This is a genomic window from Halomonas sp. NYA30, assembly GCF_976980765.1.
This window is the reverse complement of record NZ_OZ334477.1, coordinates 2,407,582-2,431,076: the sequence shown is the minus strand read 5'-3', so window position 1 is coordinate 2,431,076 and position 23,495 is coordinate 2,407,582. Positions and strand designations below refer to the sequence as shown.

Below are 23,495 nucleotides of genomic sequence, written 5' to 3'. Positions count from 1 at the left end.
AAGGTTATTAATTTGTTTAAAAACAATAATTTAAATATTGAAATGGAAGCTATTGGATGTGCTGTATGCGGACTGTCCCTCCGCCACAACACCCTGAAAAAGCCGCCCTTGAGGCGGCTTTTTCGTTTCTAACCCCCGCCGTTGCTACATTTCCTTGAATCACCCTGTATCACCACCTATCATGCAATAGTGCTTTTTTATGTTGGGTAGGTTGTTGACAGGATCGAGCCATGCCAAAAGTAGCTAAAGAACTAACCCCCCTCGAGATAAAGCGACTTACTGATAAAGGCTTCTATGCAGTGGGTGGTGTTTCTGGTCTACACCTCCAGGTTACCAGCGAAGGTGGTCGATCTTGGATTCTCCGCACATTAGTAGGTAGCAAACGCCGAGATATTGGGCTTGGAGGTGCTGCTGAGGTATCGCTTAAAGAAGCTCGAGAGCGAGCGATTGAGCTTAAGCAGCGTATCAAGCAGGAAGGTATCGATCCTGTTCTTGAGAAGAAGCGCAAACGAGCCTCACTAATTGCTGCTCAGGCCAAGGCTGTTACCTTTGAAGACTGCGCTCGTCGTGTAATCACTAAGAAACAGGCTGAAGCAGGCAATATCAAACATGCCAAACAGTGGGAGTCGACACTTGAGCGATATGCTTATCCCACGATTGGAAAGATGGCTATTGGCGACATTGAGTTGGCACATATTATCGAAGTGCTTGAGCCTCACTGGGCAACCAAGACAGAAACCATGACCCGTGTGCGCCAGCGCATTGAAGCTGTCTTAGCCTATGCGATTACCCATGGCTATCGTGATACGGCCAATGTAGCGGTTTGGAAGGGTAACTTGGACACCGTTCTGCCTGCGCCAGCAAAGATCGCAAAAGTAGAACACCACACCGCGCTGGCAATTGATGGTATGCACGCCTTCATGCTTAGCCTGCGAGATAGGACTGGCAACGCAGCTCGCTGCCTAGAGTTTACGATCCTTACAGCCGCGCGGTCTGGAGAGTCGAGAGGCGCAACGTGGGATGAAATCGACCTGGCTGCCAGAGTTTGGATTATACCGGCTACGCGCATGAAGGCTGGGCAAGAGCACCGGGTACCGCTATCTGATCAAGCTATCCAGCTGCTAGAAGCTCAGCCCCGAGACAAAAAGCTAGTCTTCCCAGCCCCAAGGGGTGGGAAGCTATCAGATGCGGCTATGAGTGCACTTCTAAAGCGTATGGGCGTCAAGGCCACCGTTCATGGCTTCCGCTCGACTTTCAGGGATTGGACGGCTGAGCGCACATCAACACCTAACCAGATAGCAGAAATGGCGCTAGCCCACACCGTCAAAGGCGTAGAGGGCGCTTACCGCCGTGGTGACCTGTTGGCGAAGCGTGCACGTCTAATGGAGCAGTGGGCTGACTTCATTGATCAAGCACAAGTTAACTCACGAGTAGCAAGTATCAGAGGCCAAGGTAACAAAGAGAGGCTAAGTAATGGCTGATAAAATTCATCTCCCTATTCGAGGTTACTTGTATCTTGATGAGGCCGTTGAGATCGTCTCAAAGGCTTTGGGAGTAACTGTTGAAGAGCCTGAGATCCTAGGTTTTTGCTTGAATGGAAAACTAACGGCAAGTGTGAAATTTACAGGCAGAGTGAAGGGTGTTTTATTAAGAGAAGTAGATGAAAAGGACGTTCCTGTTGAGATCAGCAAACCAGGAACGCATTTTTTTCATGATAATCCTTCTTGGGATGCTCTGGATGATCAGGCAAAGCTCGTAAGTGGGGTAAAGACTCTATTGCAAATAGCCGATGAAAATCCAAACTTACATGCAGCCATAGAAGAAGGTGCTTACAAGACAAGGCCGGTATGGAATGAGGAGCTAGGGGAGTCTAAGCGAGGCATCAGGGATTCTCGACCTATTGAGTTAAACCCGGTACCAAGTCGTCTATTTGACGATTTAGATGGTCGAAGTTGGCTAAAATATTTATGGAAGGCCTTGTGCGACAAGGATCGCGAGGATCAGGATAAGCTTTTTAGCCTTATGATCCTGGTTGACAAAGGGAGGGTACTTTGTCCTGTTGAGGAGAGGGGGCAGAACCAACTTTCCATCAGGCTTAGCGCTGACTGGGGGAGCAAAGGCGGCTTTCACTACAGAAAATCGTATATGAAAGCAAGCAGTCTGCAAATTGCATTTATGAACGAAGACTTTAGCCACTTCCTGCGTAACGTTTTGCACATCAAGGAAAAAGTCGAGGTTGAACAAAGCAGTGAAACAAAGGCGTTAGAAGTGCTTGGGCTCTTTATGGAAGCTTTCTCGAAAGAAAAGGGAGGCCGCTTCAGGAGCGGTGAAAGCCCCAACTGTAGTGGTCAACTAATCCCGGACAGTAATTTAAGATTTTCCTCAGCGACAACGGGAGGCATGCCATCGTTAAACGAGTGAGGGCGCTGCTGGTTGTAGTAACCCATCAGATAGCCACTAACGTCTTTCTTGGCCTCAGGTAGATTTCGATATCCCAAAGCCGGTATCCACTCCGATTTCAGGCTCCGGAACAGTCTTTCCATCGGCGAGTTGTCCCAGCAGTTGCCACGTCGGCTCATGCTTTGTTTAATTCGATAGCGCCAAAGTCTTTGGCGGAACTTGCGGCTTGCATACTGACTACCCTGATCGGAATGGAACATGACGCTCTTTGGCTGACCACGTTGTTCCCAGGCGTGATCCAGCGCTTTCACAACAAGATCTGCATCCGGGCTGGACGACATGGCCCAGCCAACGACACGACGAGCATAAAGATCCAACACAACGGCCAGATAGTTCCAACGCTGGCCACTCCAGATATAAGTGATGTCACCACACCAGACCTGATCGGGCAGGTCTGGTGTAAATTTGCGGTCAAGATGGTTCGCAATATCAGGTCGCTCAACGGTCGCCTGCTTGTAAGCATGAGGGCCCGGCTGCTTACAGATCAACCCCATTTCGCTCATCAAACGCCGAACCTTGAAACGACCAATGGTGACGCCTTCTTCGCTGAGCAAACCTTTGATCGAGCGGCTGCCAGCTGAGCTGCGACTCTTTTTGAAAAGGCGGTTTACCTGAGCTTTTAAGGCCAGACGCTCAACATCCACGCGGTGCCGCCGCTGCCGGTACTCGTAGTAACTGGAGCGGCTAATATCAAACGCGTTACAGACCATTTCAACAGGCATTTGCTCACTCAACTGGTCTATCAGCGCGTACGATTCATGTCGTCCGACATCAAGAGAGCAGTAGCCTTTTTTAGGATGGTTTTTTCCATCTCAAGGCGTTTGCAGCGAGCCTCAAGCTCCTGAATACGCTGCTGTTCTGGGGTTAACGCTTTGCCCTTAGGCGTTACTCCCTGACGCTCGTCCGCAAGCTGGTGAACCCAGCGCCGGAGGGCGCTTTCACCGACACCCAACGAGGTACAAGCTTGGGGATAGCTGTACCCTTGGTCTAGTACTAGGCTGGCAGCTTCTTGCTTAAATTCAGGCGAAAAAGTACGTCGTTTCTTGGTCATCAGACACCTCGCTTATGGTGGCAATATTACCACCTACGTTGGTGTCCGGTTTTATTGAACCACTACAAACTTTTCCGCTTTAGCTGAATATCTAGGGAGCTACGTTGACGAGGATGTTTATGGTTTTAGGGATAGAAAAATACAAGGTGTGCTGAGTAGCGCACATAAAGAATGGGAGAGAAAGAAACGCTCATAATTTGCATTTTTCATTTTGCATTTGCACCACTGATTTAAACCGATTCTCCACGATACCTCATGCCACTAACAAGCATGAGGTACTACAGGATGAGTCAATCCAGTGAATACGCTACCGTTGCCACCCTGGCAAAGCGCTATGACGTTGGCCCGGCCACTATCTGGCGCTGGGCAGCTAACCCCAAACATCCGTTCCCGCAGCCCGTTAAGCTAGGTCCTAACTGCACGCGCTGGCGCATAGAAGATATTGAAGCGTTCGAGGCTCGCTGCAAGGAGGTGGCTTAATGTCCAATCAAGCCAACGACTCCACTAGTCAGCGCAATCGCATTCTGGCCCGCTTAAAGCAGGGCCCAGTTACCACCCTTGAGCTAATACAAGACGATAACATCCTACGTCCCGGGGCCCGTATCTGTGAACTCCGTGAGAAGGGGCATGATATACGAACCCACCTCCAGGATGTGATTGACCCATGGGGCCGCAAGCATAGCCGTGTGGCGCTCTATTACCTGCCTACTGGCGGCAATGTCGCTAAGGGTGGTGTTTGATGTTGACCACTCTGATGACTAACGACTATGCTGATCTTGCTGGCGCAAAATCGCCAGCCAGGTTTGGCGACCTGAATAATACGCGGCGCACAGGCGCCCTCCGATACCGAATAGGCGCTTTTTTTGCGTCCTTACGGTATGTTATGGACGGGCTGTGTGGGGAGACCTTCGTGTCTGCCGGTTTCCGTGTATGCCGGTTCGCCAACCCTGCTCAGTCCGTCCTCCAATCTGTTTGGCGACAGTGGTTGACGGCTCCATCTTCAATACGCGGAGTCAGACCCATGGCTAAGTCACGCCTATTCCTTACCCTAATCCCTTCTAAACGTGCTGCTGCCCATCGAGCAATGGCTAAAGCTGCCTTGTTTGCTAATGCCAGCGCCAGCGCCCGCCTTAAGCGTTACAACCACCATATTGAGAAAGCCCGAGCCCTAGAGGCCGAGCAAGCCCATATTCGTCGTAGCCGCCTTATGAAGGCTTACGACACCCTGCGCGCTGAAAACGCGGAGGTGAGCAAATGAGCATGGAACATTTCAAACTATCCCCTGAGGCTCCCCACGGCGTTCTGATTGACGACATTGATGCAGCGCTCGAAAAGGCCAAAGACGCCGTGAAGATGGTAGAGATCGCTCTCTGCGAAGCCGCCAATGGGGAAGGAACAGACTTCAATCCAGGCATATTGGCTGGTGTTTTGTGGAACGTTGAGACTCAGCTTCATATTGTCACCGAGCTAGCTAAGCACGCTTACGAAACCTCTGAGGTAAAAGGAGGTAAGCGGTCATGACTCCTACCGATCAAAACTACCTTGCCCGCGCTGCACTGTCTGGTGATGCCCGCCAGATGACCCGGTGCGCGACCATCCTTGATGGCGTGGCCGAGCTTTTAATAGATCCATCTATTGACGGCATCCGCCGTGAAGCACTGATTGAAACCCTACGCCTAACCGCTGAGGTATTGGATGAACGCGCCGCTTGGTTGAGTCAGGAGGGGCTATGCACAGCACAATAAATACACCCAACCGAAGCCAGGCGGAGTACGAAAGCATTATCGAGATGCCAAGCCACTTTAGCATAGAGGCGGCTGCTGAACAGGCTGCACGCGAGTTGTATGGCGCCTCTCGCTACACCGGTAAAGGCCAGTGGCGGCGATTCACGCCAGAAGGCGCCAGTAGTCAGAGTGGTTATATTGGCCTGCTGGGCGATTCTACTGCTGTAGTCGGTGATTGGCGCGAGACACAGCGCCTTGTTGTGCTAGTCGATAGTGACGATGACGACATTACTCGCTCAGGGAAGCGCCAACAGGCGCGCATGGAAGCTCAGCGTCAGCGTGACAGATGGGAAGCTGAACGCCTTGCCAAACAGGCTGAGACAGCTCAACAGGGCCGCCAATGGTGGGCATCTGCTACACCTGCCGATACCTCTCACCCCTACCTGATTAAAAAGCAGCTTCGCCCTTATGGATTGCGTCAGCGGGGTAATGCCCTGCTGGTACCGCTGTATGTCGAAGGGGAACTGATCAATCTGGAGCGCATCTTTCCCGATGGCGCTAAACGTCCGCTGCCCGGTGGGCGGGTTAAAGGTGCCGCCAGCCTCATTGGCCGTATCGCTGGTGCCAAACGGGTACTGGTAGCCGAAGGCTGGGCAACGGGTGCTGCGCTCTATGCGTCTACTGGCTGCCCTGTAGTGATTGCGCGTAACGCCGCCAACCTTGAACCGGTTGCTCGACGCCTGCGCCAGCGATTGCCCGAAGAAGTGACGATCACTATGGCTGCGGATGATGATCGCTTTACTGATGGCAACCCTGGCATGTCCAAGGCGCGTATTGCAGCGTTGGCCATTGGGGGCAAATTGCTCACACCCACCTTTTGTGATCGCTGCGAGTCATGCACCGACTTTGCGGACGTGGCGCTGTGCCGCAAGGGGGGCGTATGAGTTGGAAGGCAGACGATAATCTGAGCCTCTTTGATAATCCGGCAGACGAGGATCAAGCCCGCCTGACTACAAAAGCAGTGGGAACAGCGGGAACAGTGGGAGCAGGAGGTGATAAAGAGCCGGAAAACAGTCGCTTAGGGAATGAAAGCGGCGTTCCCGCCAGTGGGAACAGTGCGGGAACAGTGGGAACAGGCGCGAATGATCAGGGCAAACGGGCGACCTTAGGTGCGGAGGAGTTAGCGGCGCTTGCTGATGCAGCTCCTTTGGGTCAAGAAGTATCGCCCGGGGAGAGTGAACCGCTAGACGGCAGCATTAAGCGTCCGGGCTTCACTAGCCATGCGAATTGGTTCCATATCGGTGATAAGCGGCGTCCTCCTGGATTGTGGTGGCACGGTATACGTAACGGCCAGAACGGCTCCACCAATGAGGATGTGTACATTGCTGACCCCATTGAAGTGATTGCCATTAGCTGCGACGAACATGGCGGTAACTTCGGTCGTCAGGTTCGCTTTATGAATAGCGAGGGCAAGTGGTGCCGTCGAGTATTGCCAATGCGCTTGCTCAATGAAGGTGGTTCAGAGTTGCGCCGTGAATTACTGGATATGGGGCACACGCACGTTATCAAGCAGCGCCACCGCCTTGCTGACTACATTATGGAAAGTCGGCCAGAGGCCCGGCTGGTTGCGGCCACTACGACCGGCTGGCACGACAACTCACGAGCCTTTGTTCTTCCTGAGCGCACCATAGGCAATCAGGACTACTGCTTTAGCGCCGATTCTGCACGATCCAGCTACTTTAATGCTCGCGGCACTCTTGATGGGTGGCGCCAGCAGGTTGCCGGGCGCGCGGTTAACAACCCTATCTTAATGCTGGGTATCTGTATTGCTTTAGCAGGCCCTTTGATATGGCCAGCCAAACAGCAGCCATCTGGGGGATTGGGCTTCAACTTGCGGGGTGGCTCCAGTAAGGGCAAAACCACTTGCTTGCAAATGGCTAGCAGCGTCTGGGGCAGCCCTCAATTCATGCGCCAATGGTCTGGTACCGGCAATGGCATCGAAGCCTTAGCCGCATCCCAGAACGATACCTGCATGGTGCTGGATGAGATCAGTCAGGCGAGCCCGTATGAAGCGGGAAATATGGTCTATCTGGTGGCCAATGGTGTAGGCAAGCAGCGAGCGTCTAGAACCGGCGGTATACGTGAAGCTCAGCGCTGGCGCCTAATGCTGCTGTCTAGTGGTGAGCGCAGCCTAGCCTCGCATATGAGTGAAGCCGGTAAGAAGGCCAAGGCCGGGCAAGATGCCCGCCTGTTGGATATACCTGCCACAGGCCGCCGTTATGGCGCGTTCGACGACATCCAGGATATGACCCCCAGCGATTTTGCCAACGCTATCAAGACGGCAACAGCGGAGCATTACGGTCATGCCGGGAGCGCCTTTATCCAGCATTTGATAAAGCAAACTGACTTACCTGCTCTCTACCGCGACACCATGGAAGATCCTGTCTTTACAGTCGCACAGGATGGCGTTTCCAGTCGTGCGGCTGGCGCTTTCGGATTGTTGGCAATGGCTGGAGAGCTGGCTACCGATGCCGGTTTAACAGGATGGGCACCCGGCTCGTCTATCGAGGCGATAGGCACTTGCTTTCAGCTATGGCAGTCCGAAAGGGGGAATCTGCCGCCGGAAGACCAAGCCATCATGGAAGGCATAGCAAACTTCATTCAGCGCCACGGTGATAGCCGATTTAGCGAGATGGGCGCTCCATATGGGGAGAGCAAGCCCGGAGTCAGAGACCGCGCTGGCTATTGGGCAGACATGGCGGAAGGGCGTGTCTTTTACTTCCATCGGGCTGCACTAGAAGAAGCGGCCAGCGGATACGATCCCAAAATGATTGCCAGCGTACTGGATAAGGCTGGCTGGCTCTATGAAAAGGAGTCGGGAAGATTCGCGGTCAACAAGCGCACGCCAAACGGACTTCAACGCCTTTATGCCGTCTTACCAAAGGAGGGTGACCAATGAGTTATCGCGATCTTCTACGGCAACGACGCTTAGCGGCGAGTGTTCCCGCTGTTCCCGCGGATAAGCAGCCTGTGGGAACAGAAAAAAATCTTGAAGAACAAAGGAGTTCCCACCGTTCCCACTGTTCCCGCGCCAATACTAGTGACGCGGTGAAACAAGAGACGGTGCAAGAGGAATCAACACAGGCCACTACTCACGACATTAACACCATCATTGGCAACCTGTACGCCGTCGGTAGGCCGCTGGCGCTTATTGAAGCTGATGTGCGTGGGGCAATGGCAACACTCACACGGCAAGCGGCTGCTGAGCTAGCTGTTGTGCTAGATGACGCCTTTGAAGTGGCGCCAGATACCTACACAGCCCTAAAGCAATGTCGTCGTCTGATGAGCGATTCTGAGGCGTTATCAGCCGCTAAAGATGTATGGCCTAACCTAGCCCATGCGCCACCCCTAGAGGAGCCTCAGAGTGCTCCAGTCGTTGAGCATGCACCGCGTTGGCTACGCACTGTCCGTGAGAATTGCCCAGTGCTACCCGAAGACGAACGGCTTTTAAGTCAGGTGATTGGCCGCATGACATCAACAGAGGCAATGAAAGCAGCCACCGGGTACGTTAATACTTGGCGTCACGCTGCTGAGCAGGAGCCTGTAAGCCACAAGCGAGATAACGCTGGCCGCCGTGCCGCTAACCAGCAGTTAAGGGGAGGTCGTCATGCTGGATAACGCCATTCAGGAAGCCACACGTCTAGCATCCAGTTTGCGCTCAATAGATCAGAGCGGCAGCCACAGCGCTGAGGCGGTACGAGATACGCTGCAATCATCGCCTGATGACAACGCATTGCTGGCCTGTGCTGCCACCCTGGAAGCTATAAGCGACTCACTCCCTGCTGGAACACTGGCCGGGCTTATACGCATTCGTCTGGCCCGCCTACAAGGGATAGTGAATGCGCTGATCGATACCGATACCACCCCGCCAGCGGCCTAGGAGAACACGATGATTAACCACGATACGATTAAACAAGCCGCTGAACGTGGCACTGGCCTGGATCACCTCACGCCCGGGCAAGTGTGGGCAGCTTATGAGGCCAGCGTTAAGCCCAAACACCTGCGACAGCCGATGCGGCACTCCATGATATTGCTACTGGCGAGCGTGGAGCAGAAAGCACGGCAGGCATTCTTTGGTGGCGTAGAGCACGGTGACACAGATGAGATGATTTATCGTGCTTATGACGATCAGCACCCTATGTTCCTGCGCGGGCCCATCCTCGAAACGCTACAGGAAGGCATGGAAAAATTCTTTCCTGACCTCAAAGCAACGGCGGTGGATGATGAGGGTCGCTCGGTATACCGGCTGGATCATATTGCCAAGGCACTAGGGGCTAGCGAGGAAGAGCTGCTAACGCTGGCTAAAGAGAAGGGCATGGAGAGCCAGATTCAAACCAAGCCGATTCATACCCTGCACTGACCCACTCGTGGAGAACGATCATGAGCAAGAATCCTCGTCTATTCACACAGCCGGTGCGGTTAATCGTTAGCGTAGAGCAGGAGACGGTGAGGCGGATCGACGACTTGATGGAAGGGCGCCAGCACCACCAGCACCGCAACCGAGCCGAGTTTGTGCGCCAGGCTATCGAACGAGAGCTGGCGAGGTGCCAACAATGATGATTTCTACAGCCCCTAAAAAGGGGCGTTGATAATTCCGGGGTCTCAAAAGAGGCCTCTTTTTTTATAGGTGAAGCGGTGGACGAGCAGACAGAGTTAAGAAAGCGCTACAAAGCTTGGAGCAAGGCACAAAGGGAGGGCAAGCGGCCACCGATCGACCCAGAATTCCAAGACTTGCGCTGTGGCGCTAAGACGCGGACTGGCACGCCCTGCAAGCGTCGTGATTTGTGGGATAGCGGGCGCTGCAAGCTACATGGAGGCATGTCTACCGGCCCCAAGTCAGGGCCAAGGGCAAAGAAACCAGAGCCGGTAGTACCAGAGGAGCCTTATGATCCTGCCAAAGATTCCGAGATGAGAGAGGTCATGAATAGGCACCTAAAACGGGTAGGAATTAGGATAAATTGAGTTAAACCCCTTGAGAGGGTGATAAAAGTTGGTTTTTGAGCGTGATTTCTGGAGTGACGATGAAGATTTTTCTGACGTCACTACGCGAGCAGGGTCATTAAGGCTGATGATGCGTGTGGAGTATGGAATATCAGCCAACAGACTCTCTTAATGAGGCTCTGCTCTAGGACTGTTGAACGAGCAAAGCAGCACCAAGTCTGATGATTTTCGGACCAGTACGCGCGCGTGAAAAACCAAGCCGCCTAAGAGCGGCCAGGAGGATTTATGAGTGAAGTAGAGCAAGAGATGAAGCAGATTCGTGAGCTTCTGCAGGTGCAGATTGAAAGCTAGCGGAGCCAGGAGTTGGCAAGCCTAGCCGAAGGGGCAATCCGGTCAGGCAATATGCAGCGAGGCAAAATGGTCGTCCCTCGCCCCGCTGCAAGCATAGCTTAATTGTGACGAGGAATATCTGGGTCTAGGCTCCGAAACAGATATTGCATATGGCCGGCGACTCTCTGCTCAGAATCGCCACCCTCCATATCAGCGAGCTGTATTGAATAACTCGTGGCTGACTTAAGCGCTGCATTTGCAATATCCGATTGCCCGTTGCGGTTCAGGGCGTCAACCAGCGCCATGATGGCAAACTCGCAAGCCGTGGTGCGAACGCCGATATCATTGTCAGGTACGTCTCTGCTCATGTCGCTTTTCTCCGTAACTATGAGTGAAACCGAAAGGCTAAGCCTTTTTTGATCTACGTGCATCTGGGCATACATACAGCCCTACCCCTTAGCCTACCGCTGCGCTACGATTAGGGAAACTAAGGGGAAAGTATTATGCGCAAACACGAAGACAACAGCTTGCCGAACGATGAGCTTGAGGCGCCCGAAGAGAACAAATGCGATTACTGCGGAGAATACCCGCCTGTGCAATACGTAGGTGGGCAAGCCATATGCGAGGACTGTTTAGAAGACAACTGAATGAAAAGCCCCACTTTAGTGGGGCTGTAGCGTTTCAGGCTAAGGCGAGATCAGCATCTTCCTCGATTTCGATCGGATGCGCTTTCCGGATTCTTTCTTGACTCTTCTTGCTGTGGTAAGCCTTCCAAAGGTCGTTTTTTTGCTGCAAGTTGAGCCAGAAGTCAGGTGTATTGCCGAAGACTGTCGCTAGCATGATTGCTGTCTCAGCCGTCAATGCTCGCTTGTTATTACAGATTTCATTGACCAAGCGAGGAACCGTGCCCATCTGGCGCGCAAGGGCAGACTGGCTTAGTTCCAGGGGCTCAAGGAATTCATGTGTTAGCATCTCACCAACCGTGGTGGGCTTACGCTCTGTCATCATCATGACGTCACCTATAGGTGTGCGGGTCTAGATAGATATCACTAGCCTGACCGTTGGACCACTCGAAGATCAGGCGATATTGCTTGTTTACTCGAATCGCGCATAAATGGGAGAGTTTCCCGTCCAAATGCTTGAAACGGTTGCCGGGCGGTACTCTTAAGTCAGCCTCCGATACAGACGCATCAATTAAGTCCAGTTTGCGCTTCAATGCGCTGGCTATTGTTGCTGGAATCGGCCCGGTTATTTGTTCAGTCTGGTAAAACGTTTCTAGCCATTGGTCTCTGAATGATTTGATCATATGCGCTCCCCTTACCAACCCATTATACCGCCTAGTGGTATAAGCGCAAGCCTTTATATGATTTTTGATTTATGAAGAACGCAAAAAAAACCGCTGAAGCGGCGGTTGAAGTAGAAGTTGAGCAGATAGGTGATGCATATAAGATTGAGAATTTCATGCGGCAATCTCCTGACTGCCGTTCCATAGATTAGCGAGCCAGTTAAAGCCCTTGGGTGTGAATTTAGCGGTATTAAAAGCGTGTTCGTTGGCTACTCCAGCATTCACAACAGAACGGCCAGCGTCGATGTGAGGTTGATAGCGCATCCATTCACCGCCCAGGCGGTACATGACTTTGTGGTCAGCCAGGAAGGCGTGCAGTTCGCGCTCATTAGCTGGCGCGCCACCTGTTGACAAATGTCGACATTTAAAACGCTATTCTCACGTGCCAATCACCGCATCTATATGGGTGCTTCTTTGATTTTTTATCAATGTTTTTCAAGCAGCCGGGTTCTCGGCTCAGTACCCTGGCAGCGCAGTAGCAAAGGCAACAAAACGCAATAGCTGGCGCAAGGTATAACCGCGGCATTATGGCGGTTTTAAGCAATACCCCTGATGAGCGGCTGTTAGAGTTTGTTAAACTACCAACCTGGCGTTCTCGGCTGCACAGGTGCTGGTTTCCAAGCAATGGTTTCCACCTAGGTTTCCATCAGATCGCTAGTATCCACTTGCTGGTATCCAGAACGGTATCCACCAAATGGCTAGTTCACATAAAAGGTGAACAGCCAGCCGTGGTAACCAGTTTAGTAACCAGCAAAGGTAACCTCTTTAAGATGGTGACCAAATGAAAGTACGAATGACGGTACGAGCGATTGGTACGAATCGGTACGTAGTTGGTACGCACGATAGGTGCGCAGTCAGAAGCGCGCACTGGTGGTAAGTTCGCATCGTGGTTCGCAGCAAAAGTTCGCATTCGTCAGTATGATCCAACTCAAGGCGAGCATTTGAAGCCATATTTAAATTGAAGATAATGCGCATTATGTCCAATTTGAGCCTTACGTATGGAAAGCGCATCACGCAGCTTTTCACGCACTGTCTTCACGCAGCGCGTTTGCTCAGGAATGCTCAGGTTTAGGCTGTGGTTCAAGAGCGCATGAAAGCGCCAGCTAGTTCTATCTCAAAAGTGGTTATGCGGTTTAAAATCTCTGAACCTGATAGACGCGAAGCTGCGCCCTCCAGTTTGTTCCCGCCTGTTCCCGGTGAATAATATGTAGTGGGAACAGAAAACATCATATCAATCAACATTGTTCCCACTGTTCCCGATGTTCCCGGTCAAAATCAATAGGCGCTGGTAAGGCGCTGCTCTGAGGTTCACACTCTGCGCTAAGCGTCTAAAACAGTAATCGTCGAAAAGCTGCGCCCGTGGCGATGCTATCTCCTTAGCATCACTTTGATTGGTTAAGCTCTTCAATGGCTTCATTCATGCGCTCCTGCATCCAGTTTTCAAGGTATGACCGCAAGTAGCCTGTGCGGCCAATGCTGAACCGTGCGGGCGGCGCAATCATCTTGTATTTAGCGTGCATCCGCCAAAGCGTTGTGCGGTCTACGCCTAGCATCTTGGCGGCTTCACCTACGCTCAGAATATTGTCTTGCATGGCAGGCCTCATTTCTTGGTTGAGATAGGAATGAGTCAGGCTGATATTATTGTTTAGAGCGTATAGGGCAGTTATAGACAGCGCTAGGCCAGGACCTGATAAGACCGAGAAACGGCTTAAAGAATGCTCTGGTGGCGATTATGAAAGGGGGATGGCGGGAGTATTTGCTAGCCTTGGGGCGGCTGGCGCCAGCACGCGGCTTTATCAAGGTCTTGTGCGGTCATGCAGGTTAAAACTAAAGGCTGCTGTGGCATAACTCTTAAACCCCATGAGGGGCTAAGGACGGCTAAGGTAATGCATAAAGAAAGGCCGGAATTCCGGCCCCATCTTTCGCGCTTGAGACATGGATGGATATGAATGCTTCACTCTTGCGTATTCCGGCGAACGTGACCGGTCATTCCGGTGATCGTGACCGATTTGCACACGGCCTTCACGCTGGAGAGAGTTTTGTACGCTGAGCGGTCACGATGGGTCAACCGATTCCGTTTTTTGTGCGTTGGTTTTTCTCAGTGATTCCCCTTTCAGATTGAGTCGGTGAGCGCCGTGCAGGAGCCGATCCATGATGGCGTCTGCCAGCGTGGCGGAGCCGATGTAGTCATGCCAGTGCTCCGTGGGTAACTGGCTGGCGATGAGGGTGGAGCCCCGCCCGTGTCGGTCTTCGATTACTTCCATCAGGTCCTGCCGCTGCTGCGCCGTGATCTTCTGCATGCCCCAGTCATCCAGGATCAGCAGGTTGGTCTTCAGCAACTGGTTCATCAGCCGACCGTAGCTACCATCACCGTGCGCGATGCGCACCTGCTCGAACAGGCGCGGCACTCGCAGGTAGCGCACCGAGAGGCCTTGCCGGCAGGCCTGATTGCCCAGGGCACAGGCCAGCCAGGTCTTGCCGCAACCGGTAGGCCCGGTGATGCACAGGTTCAGGGACTGGCGGATCCAGTCGCTGCTCGCCAGGGCCGCCATACGCGAGCGTTCCAGTCCCCGGGGATGACGGTAATCGATGTCTTCGATGCACGCCGGCACGCGCAGGCGGGCGGCCTTGAGCAGCCGGTCCAGCCGACGGTTTTCCCGGTGCAGCACCTCCCGATCCACTAACAGGGCAAGGCGTTCCTCGAACGCCAGGTCGTGGGTTTCCGGTTGGGCGCGTTGTTGTTCCAGGGCATCGCCCATGCCCGTCAGCTTGAGGTGGCGCAAGGTATCGAGGGTGTTGTGCGTTAGCATACGTTTCTCCGGGATCAGTGGTAGTAGTGGGGGCCGCGAACGTTGGTGTGAACCGGCAGCTCGGTCAGTTCCGGTGGCTCCTCGACCAACGGCAGCGGTAACTGATCCAGCCCCTGCTTCAGGATCGAGGTGATGCTCTGGTAACTGGCGGAGTGGATGGCCAGCGCCCGGGCACAGGCCTGCTCCAGGCGATCACGACTGTAGCGCCGACTAAGGTTCAGAAGTCCCAGGCAGGCGCGGTAACCATGTTCCGGATGAGGCCGATCCTTGAGCTGCTTCTGCACCACGCCCAGCGTGCCGGGGCCGATGTCATTGGCCCAGTTCAGGAACCGTCCCGGTGACCAGTTCTGATGGGCCTGGTGCGATTTAGGCATGTGTTCAGTCAGGGTGGCGAAGCGGCCCTTACCATGACGAGGATGTAGCGCCACTCGCTGCCCTTTGTGCATGACCTCCACGGAGGTGTCGGTCACCCGAACGTCCAGCTTCACCCCCACCAGGGCGTGGGGCACGCTGTATAGCCGCTTCTCGATCTCGATGTGATAGTCGATACCCGGCCGTGCCTTACGCCACTCGGCGTAGGTGTAGGGCGTGGCGGGGAGTGGTCGTAGTGCCGGTCGGTCGAGGGCATCGAACAGGCTTTGACGACTCTCTGTCCGTCCTTGGAACGGGCGTTGGTTCAGCGCTGGTAACAACGCGGCGATGGCGGCGTTCAACTCGGCCAGAGAGAAGAACGTCTGGTGCCGTAACCGGGCCAGGATCCAGCGCTCGACCAACAGCACGGCGGCTTCAGCCTTTGCCTTGTCCTTGGGCTTGTAGGGACGCGCGGGCAGCACCGCCGTCTGATAGTGAGCAGCCAGTTCAGCGTAAGTCTCGTTGATCTTCGGGGTGTAACGGTCCGCCTTGGTGACCGCTGCCTTGAGGTTGTCCGGAACCAGCAGTGCCGGCACCCCGCCGAAGAACGTCAGCATCCGTTGGTGGGAGGCGATCCAGTCCGGCAGGCTCTGGCTCCCGGTGGCCTCGGCGAAGGTGTAGCTGGAGGCGCCAAGCACGGCGACAAAGACCTGGGCCTGACGCATCTCTCCGGTGCTCCGGTCCACCACCGGCACGGTCGGTCCGCAGTAATCGATAAAGACCTTCTCGCCGGCCCGGTGAACCTGGCGCATGCTGCGCCGTTGCCGCCCCCGCCAGAGCCGGTAGTGGTGGCAGAATTGGCTGTAGCGGTAGGCCTTGTCGCCGTGGCGTTCCGTGTACTCGGCCCAGAGCAGTTGCAAGGTAACGCCCTTGGTCTTGAGTTCCTGGTGGACCTGGAAGTAATCCGGCTCGGCAAAGCGTGAGGGCGGTGCCTTGACGGGGAACAGCCGTACTTCCAGCCAGGCCTCATCAGCATCCTCGGGCAACGGCCAAGTGATGCCCTTCGCCTGGGCCTGGCTGACGTACTTGCCGACCACGCCTTTGGAGAGACCACAGGCGCGGGCAATGCGGTCGTGGCTCAGGCCTACTTCGTGCTTGAGGCGCAAGACCTCGATGATCTGTCGCATGGAAATCCTCGCAGCCGGCATCCGCACTTCCTCGTGATGAAAAAGAAGGGTATGCCGAATAAAGTTGAAGAATTCCAGCGTGTTGGATGTGATTCCGGGGGAACGTGACCGATGATTCCGGCAACGTGACCGGCGATTCCGGAAAACTGCCCAAAATCGGTCACGATAAAACGGAATGCGCGGTCACCATCATCCAGAACAGACGGTCACGTTCAAACGGAATGGGCGGTCACGATAGGGCGGAATACGCAACTCTTCCTTCTTGGGTTCAGGTTTGTCCAAGCACGCCCAAACCAAAGCAACTACCCAGCCTACGAATGTCCAACCGGCTACTACGGTCAAAACACTGATAGCTGCGGCGTGACGCATATTTCGGATGGCCGCAATAATGATTGGCAAGAAATATAGCCCGATCATGATGGCCAGCAGAAGCATAGGATGGATGGGCAGGTCATAAGCCATGTTCATATCCATTAGATTACCCTTGATTTCATGATATAAGCCCCTAGGTTCTCCAGATCAGCGGGTTAGCGTATCAGCTAATCATGCTTATTAGCAGAGCTTTTGCTGTCCATAATCTCGCGTCCAAATCGTTCTAAGTTATTAGCTTGCATCTGCACAAAATCCAACAGCATTGGGTTTTGCTTGAGCGCCTCTGTCCCGATCTCCGGCGTATAGGCTGGAGTCTCACCGTTCACTCCAACGTTATCCCAATCTTTGAGCAACCCTAGAGCAATTGCCTCGCAATGCATGCTCAGCCGCTGGTCCGCTGTCATCTCATCTCCGTATTTATAGCGGTATCTCTTTTCCACACTGCGCTGCTGGTCGAGATATTCACAGTTACGCATGTACGCCACCTTCAAGTGGCTATCGCCCTCAATAGATACCCACTTCCCAGTAGCGAATTTCTCATGCTCATACCTATCAACATTAAACGCCATGTTTATCACCTGTATTTAAATGCACCCTGATATAAAACCAGTATATGCGCTATTATATTGCTTATAAGCGTTAATTTGTTGAATTTAATTGCGAGGTTATTCAAATGGAAAGAATAAAGGGTAAGAGGGGGCTGAATCGACGCCCAGGCAAAGGCGCTATTGATCAATGTTGGCTCATACTACGCAAGGCTGCTGACAGCGGTGACGTGATTGCCGCTGCCAAGCTGATTGAGCTGGACTACATGCTTAGCGCCAGCCATGGACGTCAGGAGATGCGCGCATGATTGAGCGGGCTATCGACTCTACGGCGCTCCCGCTGGGCTAACTGAGGGCTTACCTATGACAAGCAGCTCAAGGCTTGAACTTATAATTAGCACTAGCGAGGCGGAGCGAAGCCTTAGACGGCTAGAAGGGAGGCTGAACAGCGCCGACCGCGCCGGTGAAAGCATCTCTAAATCAATGACTACGGTTGAGCGTCGACTGGCGGGGGTAGAGAGGTTCGCCAGGTCAGCAAGTGGTGCGTTCCTTGGTCTGAGTGCCGGGGCCGGTGTGTTCACCGCTATCGCGAGATCGGCGTCACAATCAGCCGCAGAGATCGACAACTTATCACGCCTGGCTAACACCAACGTCGAGGATTTTCAGCGCCTATCCTTCGCCTCGCGTGCCTACGGAGTGGAGCAAGACAAGCTAGCCGACATCCTTAAGGATACCAATGATCGTGTTGGTGACTTCCTGAGCACCGGCGGCGGTGAGATGAAGGACTTTTTCGAACAGATCGCGCCTCAGATAGGCGTGACCGCTGAGGAATTCCGCAACCTTTCCGGGCCCCAGGCGCTGCAAAAATATTATGACGGCTTGCAGGCGGCGAACCTCAGCCAAGCAGAAATGACGTTCTACATGGAAAGCGTTGCCGATGAAGCAACAGCCCTGATCCCGCTGTTACGTGATGGCGGCGCCGAGATGGACCGGCTTGGGCAAGAGGCAGACGACCTGAATGCAATACTTAGCCAGATGGAGATCCAGCGCCTTAAGGATATTCGCGGCGAGTTCGGCCAGCTAGGGCAGCAGCTAAGTACAGAAACAATGCGCGCCGTCTCGCAATTCGATGACCTTATGAAATCGTCTCTAGAAGGTATTAGCTACGGCATTAACAACGTGGCTCGGGGCTTCAATGTCTTTATGGATTCGTTCCGCGACGGAGAGGCTAAACGCTCCATTGCAGGTATCGACGCTGAGCTAAACGCCCTTTTTGATACCAAGGCGCGGCTTGAACAGCGCATTGATATGTTTGGAGCAGACTCACCCCAGGCGCAAGACACCATTGCAGCCCTCGGCGAGTTAAGGGGTGAATACACGGCCCTGATCGACCGCAAAAAAGAGCTTCAACAAGCCGGCTTGCCAGTAACCGAGCCTGAAATAGTGCAGTTAGATAGGGCTTCCACTGAAATAGACAAGCAAGCTGAAGCCGCTAAGGGCTCGGCGAAAGAGGTAACCGACCTAGCCGACGCCCACGAATCCCTCCTAGACCGCATCACGCCGAACAGGAGAGAAGCCCGCCAGTATGCGCAAGACTTGGGCGTACTGAACCTCGCCCTAGCCTCTGGCCGCATGACCACCACGCAGTACATGCAGGCCATGGGGCTGCTGCAAGAGTCGTTTCAGGCGGCGCAGCGGGATACTGAAGATCTTGCCGACAAAACCCAAGACGCCGCTTTCTCAATGGAGGAGTCTTTTGACGAGCTGCGCCTTAATGGCCTACGCCGCCTGGATGATGGCTTTGCCGACCTATGGCAAGGCGCTATCGACGGCAGCCTAAACGCTACCGACATCATGAAGCGGGCGCTGGATCAGACGCTCGCTGAAATGGCCCACATGGCCATCACCCGCCCGATTGTTGTGCAAATGCAGGGCATGATGGGCATGGGTGGCGGAGAGCAACAGGCAGGCGGCGGCTTCAACCTCGGCTCCATGGGTAGTGCCAAAAACGCCTGGGGCGCGGTGCAAAACGGCGTAGGCAACATCGCATGGACCGGTGCAGGCAGCTCATACAGCGGCACCGACTGGGCGAATGCTGCTACCCAAGGCACAGGCGCTACAGGTTTCCTTGGTGGATCAACTGCCAACTTCTCAGGCATGCAAGGCTTGGCCGGTGCAGGCGCGGGAATGGCTGGCGGCTATGTCGGCACCGAGCTGGGTAGCTCTCTGTTTGGAAAGGAGGCCAATAGCTCTATCGGTGCAACCGGCGGCGCCCTAGCGGGCACCTACTTTGGCGGGCCGGTTGGTGCGGCTATTGGGGGCGCTATCGGCGGTGCGCTTGATTCGTTTTTCGGCAGCAGCGGAACGCGGCCAGAATTCACCTACCAGCAAGACGGCCGTGACCCGGCCACTTACGACTTCGGCGGTCGTGAATCGGCATTCGGCACCTTTGGTTTCGAACAGCAGCGCTTAGGCGAAGAGGGCCGCGCCTCCCTGGATGCGTTTTCCAGCTCGCTACAAGCAGCGGATAACGCCCTTGCTCAGTACATGACCGATGGGCAAATACGCGACGCTAGCGCCGCACTGGATGCCTTCACGTATTCCGGGCTTTCTAACGCTGACCTTCTAGCCGATCGGCTTGATGTGCTGCTGAATGCTGCCGGCATGCAAGGCGAGCTCTACGACCGCATGCGCGACGAGCTACAGGGAGCGGATGCCTCGCAGCGCTATGAAGCGGCGCTTAACATCGCGGCACTTGAGTCGGCGCTAACCAGCGTGCCTGAAAACGTCATTGCGCACGTTGATGGATGGATGGCATCGACTGATGCGGCTGTAGGCGATGCTGCCAGCTCGCTAATGATCCAAATCCAGCAGTGGGAGCAGCTGGGCGGCGCGCTTGAACAACTTGCACCGACCTTTGACCGCCTGGCTAACGGTGCTGTAGGCGTAACCAATGCGCTCCACGACGCTGCTGGCGGCATGGAAAACCTCCAGGCGCTGCATTCAAGTTACTACCAGAACTTCTTCAGCGAGGAAGAGCGCCAGCTACATCTTCAGCAGCAGCTTACCGACCAGTTTGCAGCTCTGAACATGGCAATGCCTAAGACGAGGTCCGGTTTCCGCGACCTTGTGGAAGCGCAAGACATTGCCACGGCAGCAGGGCGCGATAACTACCTAGCGCTGCTTGAGCTTTCAGGCGGCTTCGATCAACTGCGGCAAGAGGTAGGCTCGCTTGACGAGGCAGTCCAAGAGGTAGACCTCTCCCCGGTGCGTTCTGCTTACGAAAGCTTGCAGGAGGCTATCAGCTCAGAGCAAGACATTCTGCGCAGTGCGCACGATCAGACTACGGCCAGCATCCGCGACAACATGGGCCGGGTGCAGGATGCCATGCGCACGACTGAACGCGTCGCTGGCAGCCTGCAATCAACGCTCGATCAGATGATGGGCAATAGAGTTATCGACCAGCGCGGGCGCTTTGATGCGGCTAGTGGATATCTGCGTCAGACACTAGCAAGCGGCGGGCTGGATGATCCTGATCAGCTAGAGCGCGCACTGTCGGTGGTTTCGCAGCCATCCGAGGGCATGTACACAACGCTGCAAGATTACCAGCGCGACTTTCTATCAACCGCCAACATCATTGATCAGCTAAATGACCGCGCCGACGAGCAGCTAACAACTGAGGATCGCAGCCTTCGTGCGCTGGAGCGGCAGATTGACCAAGCCGACAGGCAGTTTGACCGCGCAATGTCCGCGCTTGATAGTCAGCTAGAGCGTCAGACCGACATTCTAGAGGCTGAATTTGGGACGCAGGATTGGCTATCGACGGTAAACGACTCGGTGCTAAGCATGGCGCAAGCCATTGCGGGTATTCAAGTTGCGGCAGCCGGTGGATCACAGGGGGCTATCAATGTCGCCCAGGGGCGAGATCGCGAAGGCGACCCGTTGGTCAGCGATGCTAGCGGTTCAGTAGCAGACGCATACCGCGACATCTTGGGGCGCGATCCTGATGACAGTGGACTGGATTACTACAGCAGCTCGGGCTTTAGCGCCGAGGAAATCCGCAAACGTCTAGCAGATTCGCCAGAGGCTAAGCGCTACGCCGAGACTGGCATGCCTGGGTTTAAAAATGGCGGCATTGCCTCCGGGCCTATGTCTGGGTACCCGGTAGAGCTGCACGGTCCAGAGGCGATCATTCCGCTCAAGGGCGGCAATGTGCCGCTTAACGTACCCGGTATCCAGGCGTTGGTGCGCGAGGTGTCGCAGCTACGAAGCGAGCTACGCGACTCGCAGCGGTCGATTGCCGAGTACACACGCCAGTCAGCCCGAATACTGGAGCGCGAAGAGCTACGTCAAGAAGGAGAGGGGTTATGGTAAACCGCAAAAGGTAATGAGCAGATTTATGTTTCAAACGCGGAGGGCCAAAAGTGGTGGATCTGAACCTTTGAACTGTGAGATTAAGTCGCTTTAAGGCGTACCCGGTCTGGGTACCCCTGCACGGTCACACTGACCGAAAAGCCATACAGTCCCGGCTTACGCTGGGGCTTCTTCCATTAAATGTTAGCAGTGAATTTCCCCCTGATTCCGGGTATTACGAAAGTTTCGTAGTACTCTCCTTGAAAGCCAGGAAAGTAATATTGGCCCCTTTAAGCGTGATGGGGCCGGGGCACGTTTCCTTGGTTTCAAGGGCTCCTCTTGTGGCTAGAGCCTAAAGCGCGGGAGTTTGTAGGCTTGAAACCGGAAAATGTGGGAATCCTCATATTTTATTTGTGAGCCTGAGTCACTTCTAGCAGTGGTTAGCCTGGCCACTCCAACCGTGATATTGGCTAGATGGTCATGGTCGCGTTTCAAACGCCACCCTTTTTACGCTTACCATCCGCGTTTTCAAAACACACATGGCCAATTCGGAGCTGTTCCAAAAGCCGGAAAGGGTACCTAAGCGGGTACGCGCTTGAATTCCGCGATTCAAACGCGGAATGTAATGGGATAGGCTCCAAGCCGATTGAATGAGCGGAGGGGGTTGCTCGGTTTAATCTCCTAGAGTTCTAGGACATTAGACGCAACGCAGCTAGCCAGAAGCCCTATAATATTTGGCTAACCATATACCTGCTTATCTTCCCAAGCTTTGAGGTCACTTTCGCGCCAGCGGGATTCAACGCCGTGGCCACCCTGGATAACCGGCCGTGGAAAACTCTTGGTTTTCTGCCAGCGTAGCAACGTATCCCGGCTGCGCCCGTAACGCTTGCAAAGCTCACTAGACGACACGTAACGTTCTTGCATGCCCTGACTCCTGTTTCTCTTTCCTCTTTTGGTCTAGGAGCGCTTTGATATCTGCCGCAGTGACACGCTTACGGGATGTTGAGCCCGCTGAAGCCCCTACTCGTGCTTCCCACTTGCTGTGCTGGTCTGGTAGTGGGCTCCTTTTACAACTTGCAATATATGCGTCAACAGCTTCAACTTCGAAACGGATATTGCCCTCGATTTGGACATAGCCAATAACTCTCTTCAGTGAGTAAGCTTTACGCTGGCTTATTGATAGCTTTTCAGCTAGATCTTTGGCAGTAAGTAGGCTCGCCATGCTTGCTCCTTTAACAAGTCATTGTGTTGAGCGTAAAGCAGACTATAAACCGCCTTGATGGTCGTGGCGTTATAGGTCATACACCGACAGTGGAATACCGCTATTTATCACCCATCCGCTTATCCTCCCATGCTCGGATATCACTCTCACGCCAACGCGACTCAGAGCCATTGCCTCCAGGAATAAGAGGGTTTGGAAACCCCATTGTTTTTTGCCACTGGTAGATAGTGCGCGATGAACGGCCATAGCGCTTACATAGCTCACTGGTGCTTACATATAGCTCTTGCATAGAGGAGGCTCCCTACACTAAAAAGTCGCTCTAAAAAGGTAGACTACTTTCCGATAGCAGGGTAGAAGCAAAGCTATGCCAAATTACAAAAATTAGGGCTTAAACGGTGCGTTATTTAGTATCAAGGTATATCACCCAATAATTTTATTTATGTGGACTATATTGTTGGGTATCATTATTTAATTTAATTAAGTTATTGATTGTTATACTTATAAAGCGGACTGTCCCTCCGCCACTTCGATACTAAAGCCCCTGATTCGTCAGGGGTTTTTCCGTTTCTAGGCTCTGCGTTTTCTGCCTAGCATGCTTTCTATTGAATGCATCGGTCTTTCATTGTGCTGGGATTGTGTTGGAGGTTCCTGCACAGTCTCCGCTGGTGTACTGCCTAATGTGCGATTTCCTAGCTGGTTCATTGCATCTCTTGCGCGGTGCGGCGCTAGGTGCGCGTACTTCTC

General features: G+C 53.9%; 29 protein-coding genes. 17 read left to right on the top strand and 12 right to left on the bottom strand.

What is annotated here, in order from left to right; genetic code table 11:
• Nucleotides 1–230 precede the first annotated feature (230 nt).
• Together ACWI0H_RS11270 and ACWI0H_RS11265 are read left to right on the top strand one after the other, a co-directional pair.
• Entirely contained in the window at nucleotides 231–1,481 is a 1,251-nt protein-coding gene (locus tag ACWI0H_RS11270; RefSeq protein WP_485873511.1) for a tyrosine-type recombinase/integrase, read from the top strand.
• Entirely contained in the window at nucleotides 1,474–2,421 is a 948-nt protein-coding gene (locus tag ACWI0H_RS11265) for a hypothetical protein (RefSeq protein WP_485873510.1), read from the top strand. The genes ACWI0H_RS11270 and ACWI0H_RS11265 overlap by 8 nt, the downstream gene beginning before the upstream one ends.
• Here ACWI0H_RS11265 and ACWI0H_RS11260 read toward each other — a convergent pair.
• A protein-coding gene (locus tag ACWI0H_RS11260) for an IS3 family transposase (protein ID WP_485873509.1) occupies nucleotides 2,349–3,511 on the bottom strand; the annotation gives its coding sequence in 2 pieces (ribosomal slippage) (nucleotides 2,349–3,256 and nucleotides 3,256–3,511; 1,164 coding nt in all). The two genes, ACWI0H_RS11265 and ACWI0H_RS11260, sit on opposite strands and share 73 nt — an antisense overlap.
• Nucleotides 3,512–3,796: 285 nt before the next feature.
• On the opposite strand from ACWI0H_RS11260, the gene ACWI0H_RS11255 reads away from it, so the two are divergent.
• The 12 genes from ACWI0H_RS11255 to ACWI0H_RS11200 all read left to right on the top strand — a co-directional run bounded on the left by ACWI0H_RS11255 (nucleotide 3,797) and on the right by ACWI0H_RS11200 (nucleotide 10,257).
• On the top strand, nucleotides 3,797–3,991 hold the full coding sequence (locus ACWI0H_RS11255; protein ID WP_485873508.1) for a helix-turn-helix transcriptional regulator: 195 nt from the start codon (nucleotides 3,797–3,799) through the stop codon (nucleotides 3,989–3,991).
• Nucleotides 3,991–4,251, top strand: coding sequence for a helix-turn-helix domain-containing protein (locus ACWI0H_RS11250; RefSeq protein ID WP_485873507.1), 261 nt, complete (start codon nucleotides 3,991–3,993; stop codon nucleotides 4,249–4,251). The genes ACWI0H_RS11255 and ACWI0H_RS11250 overlap by 1 nt, the downstream gene beginning before the upstream one ends.
• A 281-nt stretch (nucleotides 4,252–4,532) precedes the next feature.
• Nucleotides 4,533–4,769, top strand: coding sequence for a hypothetical protein (locus tag ACWI0H_RS11245; protein WP_485873506.1), 237 nt, complete (start codon nucleotides 4,533–4,535; stop codon nucleotides 4,767–4,769).
• Nucleotides 4,766–5,032, top strand: coding sequence for a hypothetical protein (locus ACWI0H_RS11240; protein ID WP_485873505.1), 267 nt, complete (start codon nucleotides 4,766–4,768; stop codon nucleotides 5,030–5,032). The genes ACWI0H_RS11245 and ACWI0H_RS11240 overlap by 4 nt, the downstream gene beginning before the upstream one ends.
• Nucleotides 5,029–5,256, top strand: coding sequence for a hypothetical protein (locus ACWI0H_RS11235; protein ID WP_485873504.1), 228 nt, complete (start codon nucleotides 5,029–5,031; stop codon nucleotides 5,254–5,256). Before ACWI0H_RS11240 ends, ACWI0H_RS11235 begins: the two co-directional genes overlap by 4 nt.
• Nucleotides 5,241–6,179: a toprim domain-containing protein gene (locus ACWI0H_RS11230; protein ID WP_485873503.1), complete on the top strand. Its 939-nt coding sequence runs from the start codon at nucleotides 5,241–5,243 to the stop codon at nucleotides 6,177–6,179. The genes ACWI0H_RS11235 and ACWI0H_RS11230 overlap by 16 nt, the downstream gene beginning before the upstream one ends.
• The gene (locus ACWI0H_RS11225) at nucleotides 6,176–8,194 is read left to right on the top strand and encodes a DUF927 domain-containing protein (RefSeq protein ID WP_485873502.1); all 2,019 of its coding nucleotides are present in this window, start codon (nucleotides 6,176–6,178) and stop codon (nucleotides 8,192–8,194) included. The genes ACWI0H_RS11230 and ACWI0H_RS11225 overlap by 4 nt, the downstream gene beginning before the upstream one ends.
• On the top strand, nucleotides 8,191–8,913 hold the full coding sequence (locus ACWI0H_RS11220; protein ID WP_485873501.1) for a hypothetical protein: 723 nt from the start codon (nucleotides 8,191–8,193) through the stop codon (nucleotides 8,911–8,913). The genes ACWI0H_RS11225 and ACWI0H_RS11220 overlap by 4 nt, the downstream gene beginning before the upstream one ends.
• The gene (locus tag ACWI0H_RS11215; protein WP_485873500.1) at nucleotides 8,903–9,175 is read left to right on the top strand and encodes a hypothetical protein; all 273 of its coding nucleotides are present in this window, start codon (nucleotides 8,903–8,905) and stop codon (nucleotides 9,173–9,175) included. Before ACWI0H_RS11220 ends, ACWI0H_RS11215 begins: the two co-directional genes overlap by 11 nt.
• Nucleotides 9,176–9,184: 9 nt before the next feature.
• On the top strand, nucleotides 9,185–9,655 hold the full coding sequence (locus ACWI0H_RS11210) for a hypothetical protein (RefSeq protein ID WP_485873499.1): 471 nt from the start codon (nucleotides 9,185–9,187) through the stop codon (nucleotides 9,653–9,655).
• 20 nt (nucleotides 9,656–9,675) lie between these two features.
• Nucleotides 9,676–9,852 (top strand): ribbon-helix-helix domain-containing protein, encoded by a 177-nt coding sequence (locus ACWI0H_RS11205; protein WP_485873498.1) that lies wholly within the window; start codon nucleotides 9,676–9,678, stop codon nucleotides 9,850–9,852.
• A gap of 78 nt (nucleotides 9,853–9,930) precedes the next feature.
• On the top strand, nucleotides 9,931–10,257 hold the full coding sequence (locus tag ACWI0H_RS11200) for an HGGxSTG domain-containing protein (protein ID WP_485873497.1): 327 nt from the start codon (nucleotides 9,931–9,933) through the stop codon (nucleotides 10,255–10,257).
• 428 nt (nucleotides 10,258–10,685) lie between these two features.
• Here ACWI0H_RS11200 and ACWI0H_RS11195 read toward each other — a convergent pair whose 3' ends face one another.
• Complete coding sequence (locus ACWI0H_RS11195) at nucleotides 10,686–10,934, bottom strand: hypothetical protein (RefSeq protein WP_485873496.1); 249 nt, start codon at nucleotides 10,932–10,934, stop codon at nucleotides 10,686–10,688.
• A 135-nt stretch (nucleotides 10,935–11,069) separates the two neighbouring features.
• On the opposite strand from ACWI0H_RS11195, the gene ACWI0H_RS11190 reads away from it, so the two are divergent.
• Entirely contained in the window at nucleotides 11,070–11,213 is a 144-nt protein-coding gene (locus ACWI0H_RS11190) for a hypothetical protein (protein WP_485873495.1), read from the top strand.
• Nucleotides 11,214–11,247: 34 nt separating this feature from the next.
• Here the strand turns inward: ACWI0H_RS11190 and ACWI0H_RS11185 are convergent, their stop codons facing one another.
• From ACWI0H_RS11185 to ACWI0H_RS11150, 8 genes are all read right to left on the bottom strand, one after another.
• Nucleotides 11,248–11,577: a HigA family addiction module antitoxin gene (locus tag ACWI0H_RS11185; RefSeq protein ID WP_485873494.1), complete on the bottom strand. Its 330-nt coding sequence runs from the start codon at nucleotides 11,575–11,577 to the stop codon at nucleotides 11,248–11,250.
• Nucleotides 11,578–11,581: 4 nt separating this feature from the next.
• Nucleotides 11,582–11,872: a type II toxin-antitoxin system RelE/ParE family toxin gene (locus ACWI0H_RS11180; protein WP_485873493.1), complete on the bottom strand. Its 291-nt coding sequence runs from the start codon at nucleotides 11,870–11,872 to the stop codon at nucleotides 11,582–11,584.
• Between the two features lie 153 nt (nucleotides 11,873–12,025).
• Complete coding sequence (locus ACWI0H_RS11175) at nucleotides 12,026–12,265, bottom strand: phage antirepressor KilAC domain-containing protein (protein WP_485873492.1); 240 nt, start codon at nucleotides 12,263–12,265, stop codon at nucleotides 12,026–12,028.
• Nucleotides 12,266–13,293: 1,028 nt separating this feature from the next.
• Complete coding sequence (locus ACWI0H_RS11170; RefSeq protein ID WP_176302839.1) at nucleotides 13,294–13,503, bottom strand: helix-turn-helix transcriptional regulator; 210 nt, start codon at nucleotides 13,501–13,503, stop codon at nucleotides 13,294–13,296.
• 462 nt (nucleotides 13,504–13,965) lie between these two features.
• Nucleotides 13,966–14,721, bottom strand: coding sequence for an IS21-like element helper ATPase IstB (gene istB / locus ACWI0H_RS11165; protein ID WP_022522218.1), 756 nt, complete (start codon nucleotides 14,719–14,721; stop codon nucleotides 13,966–13,968).
• A 14-nt stretch (nucleotides 14,722–14,735) separates the two neighbouring features.
• The gene (istA, locus tag ACWI0H_RS11160) at nucleotides 14,736–16,280 is read right to left on the bottom strand and encodes an IS21 family transposase (protein WP_289109332.1); all 1,545 of its coding nucleotides are present in this window, start codon (nucleotides 16,278–16,280) and stop codon (nucleotides 14,736–14,738) included.
• Between the two features lie 168 nt (nucleotides 16,281–16,448).
• Nucleotides 16,449–16,733 (bottom strand): superinfection immunity protein, encoded by a 285-nt coding sequence (locus tag ACWI0H_RS11155; RefSeq protein ID WP_485873491.1) that lies wholly within the window; start codon nucleotides 16,731–16,733, stop codon nucleotides 16,449–16,451.
• Between the two features lie 65 nt (nucleotides 16,734–16,798).
• The gene (locus ACWI0H_RS11150; RefSeq protein ID WP_485873490.1) at nucleotides 16,799–17,200 is read right to left on the bottom strand and encodes a hypothetical protein; all 402 of its coding nucleotides are present in this window, start codon (nucleotides 17,198–17,200) and stop codon (nucleotides 16,799–16,801) included.
• A gap of 104 nt (nucleotides 17,201–17,304) precedes the next feature.
• Here ACWI0H_RS11150 and ACWI0H_RS11145 point away from each other — a divergent pair, with 104 nt between their 5' ends.
• Nucleotides 17,305–17,484 carry a hypothetical protein gene (locus ACWI0H_RS11145; RefSeq protein WP_485873489.1) on the top strand — a complete coding sequence of 60 codons (180 nt, stop codon included), beginning with the start codon at nucleotides 17,305–17,307 and terminating at the stop codon, nucleotides 17,482–17,484.
• A 175-nt stretch (nucleotides 17,485–17,659) separates the two neighbouring features.
• Nucleotides 17,660–21,550, top strand: coding sequence for a hypothetical protein (locus tag ACWI0H_RS11140; RefSeq protein WP_485873488.1), 3,891 nt, complete (start codon nucleotides 17,660–17,662; stop codon nucleotides 21,548–21,550).
• A 717-nt stretch (nucleotides 21,551–22,267) separates the two neighbouring features.
• Here ACWI0H_RS11140 and ACWI0H_RS11135 read toward each other — a convergent pair.
• Both ACWI0H_RS11135 and ACWI0H_RS11130 read right to left on the bottom strand, forming a co-directional pair.
• Nucleotides 22,268–22,453 carry a helix-turn-helix transcriptional regulator gene (locus ACWI0H_RS11135; RefSeq protein WP_485873487.1) on the bottom strand — a complete coding sequence of 62 codons (186 nt, stop codon included), beginning with the start codon at nucleotides 22,451–22,453 and terminating at the stop codon, nucleotides 22,268–22,270.
• A 398-nt stretch (nucleotides 22,454–22,851) separates the two neighbouring features.
• Nucleotides 22,852–23,040, bottom strand: coding sequence for a helix-turn-helix transcriptional regulator (locus ACWI0H_RS11130; protein WP_485873486.1), 189 nt, complete (start codon nucleotides 23,038–23,040; stop codon nucleotides 22,852–22,854).
• Nucleotides 23,041–23,495 lie beyond the last annotated feature (455 nt).

Coding starts and splice junctions, on each gene's coding strand:
- ACWI0H_RS11270 (WP_485873511.1), top strand. CDS start 231: ATGCCAAAAGTAGCTAAAGAACTAACCCCCCTCGAGATAAAGCGACTT.
- ACWI0H_RS11265 (WP_485873510.1), top strand. CDS start 1,474: ATGGCTGATAAAATTCATCTCCCTATTCGAGGTTACTTGTATCTTGAT.
- ACWI0H_RS11255 (WP_485873508.1), top strand. CDS start 3,797: ATGAGTCAATCCAGTGAATACGCTACCGTTGCCACCCTGGCAAAGCGC.
- ACWI0H_RS11250 (WP_485873507.1), top strand. CDS start 3,991: ATGTCCAATCAAGCCAACGACTCCACTAGTCAGCGCAATCGCATTCTG.
- ACWI0H_RS11245 (WP_485873506.1), top strand. CDS start 4,533: ATGGCTAAGTCACGCCTATTCCTTACCCTAATCCCTTCTAAACGTGCT.
- ACWI0H_RS11240 (WP_485873505.1), top strand. CDS start 4,766: ATGAGCATGGAACATTTCAAACTATCCCCTGAGGCTCCCCACGGCGTT.
- ACWI0H_RS11235 (WP_485873504.1), top strand. CDS start 5,029: ATGACTCCTACCGATCAAAACTACCTTGCCCGCGCTGCACTGTCTGGT.
- ACWI0H_RS11230 (WP_485873503.1), top strand. CDS start 5,241: ATGCACAGCACAATAAATACACCCAACCGAAGCCAGGCGGAGTACGAA.
- ACWI0H_RS11225 (WP_485873502.1), top strand. CDS start 6,176: ATGAGTTGGAAGGCAGACGATAATCTGAGCCTCTTTGATAATCCGGCA.
- ACWI0H_RS11220 (WP_485873501.1), top strand. CDS start 8,191: ATGAGTTATCGCGATCTTCTACGGCAACGACGCTTAGCGGCGAGTGTT.
- ACWI0H_RS11215 (WP_485873500.1), top strand. CDS start 8,903: ATGCTGGATAACGCCATTCAGGAAGCCACACGTCTAGCATCCAGTTTG.
- ACWI0H_RS11210 (WP_485873499.1), top strand. CDS start 9,185: ATGATTAACCACGATACGATTAAACAAGCCGCTGAACGTGGCACTGGC.
- ACWI0H_RS11205 (WP_485873498.1), top strand. CDS start 9,676: ATGAGCAAGAATCCTCGTCTATTCACACAGCCGGTGCGGTTAATCGTT.
- ACWI0H_RS11195 (WP_485873496.1), bottom strand. CDS start 10,934: ATGAGCAGAGACGTACCTGACAATGATATCGGCGTTCGCACCACGGCT.
- ACWI0H_RS11190 (WP_485873495.1), top strand. CDS start 11,070: ATGCGCAAACACGAAGACAACAGCTTGCCGAACGATGAGCTTGAGGCG.
- ACWI0H_RS11185 (WP_485873494.1), bottom strand. CDS start 11,577: ATGATGATGACAGAGCGTAAGCCCACCACGGTTGGTGAGATGCTAACA.
- ACWI0H_RS11180 (WP_485873493.1), bottom strand. CDS start 11,872: ATGATCAAATCATTCAGAGACCAATGGCTAGAAACGTTTTACCAGACT.
- ACWI0H_RS11170 (WP_176302839.1), bottom strand. CDS start 13,503: ATGCAAGACAATATTCTGAGCGTAGGTGAAGCCGCCAAGATGCTAGGC.
- istB (WP_022522218.1), bottom strand. CDS start 14,721: ATGCTAACGCACAACACCCTCGATACCTTGCGCCACCTCAAGCTGACG.
- istA (WP_289109332.1), bottom strand. CDS start 16,280: ATGCCGGCTGCGAGGATTTCCATGCGACAGATCATCGAGGTCTTGCGC.
- ACWI0H_RS11155 (WP_485873491.1), bottom strand. CDS start 16,733: ATGGATATGAACATGGCTTATGACCTGCCCATCCATCCTATGCTTCTG.
- ACWI0H_RS11150 (WP_485873490.1), bottom strand. CDS start 17,200: ATGGCGTTTAATGTTGATAGGTATGAGCATGAGAAATTCGCTACTGGG.
- ACWI0H_RS11145 (WP_485873489.1), top strand. CDS start 17,305: ATGGAAAGAATAAAGGGTAAGAGGGGGCTGAATCGACGCCCAGGCAAA.
- ACWI0H_RS11140 (WP_485873488.1), top strand. CDS start 17,660: ATGACTACGGTTGAGCGTCGACTGGCGGGGGTAGAGAGGTTCGCCAGG.
- ACWI0H_RS11135 (WP_485873487.1), bottom strand. CDS start 22,453: ATGCAAGAACGTTACGTGTCGTCTAGTGAGCTTTGCAAGCGTTACGGG.
- ACWI0H_RS11130 (WP_485873486.1), bottom strand. CDS start 23,040: ATGCAAGAGCTATATGTAAGCACCAGTGAGCTATGTAAGCGCTATGGC.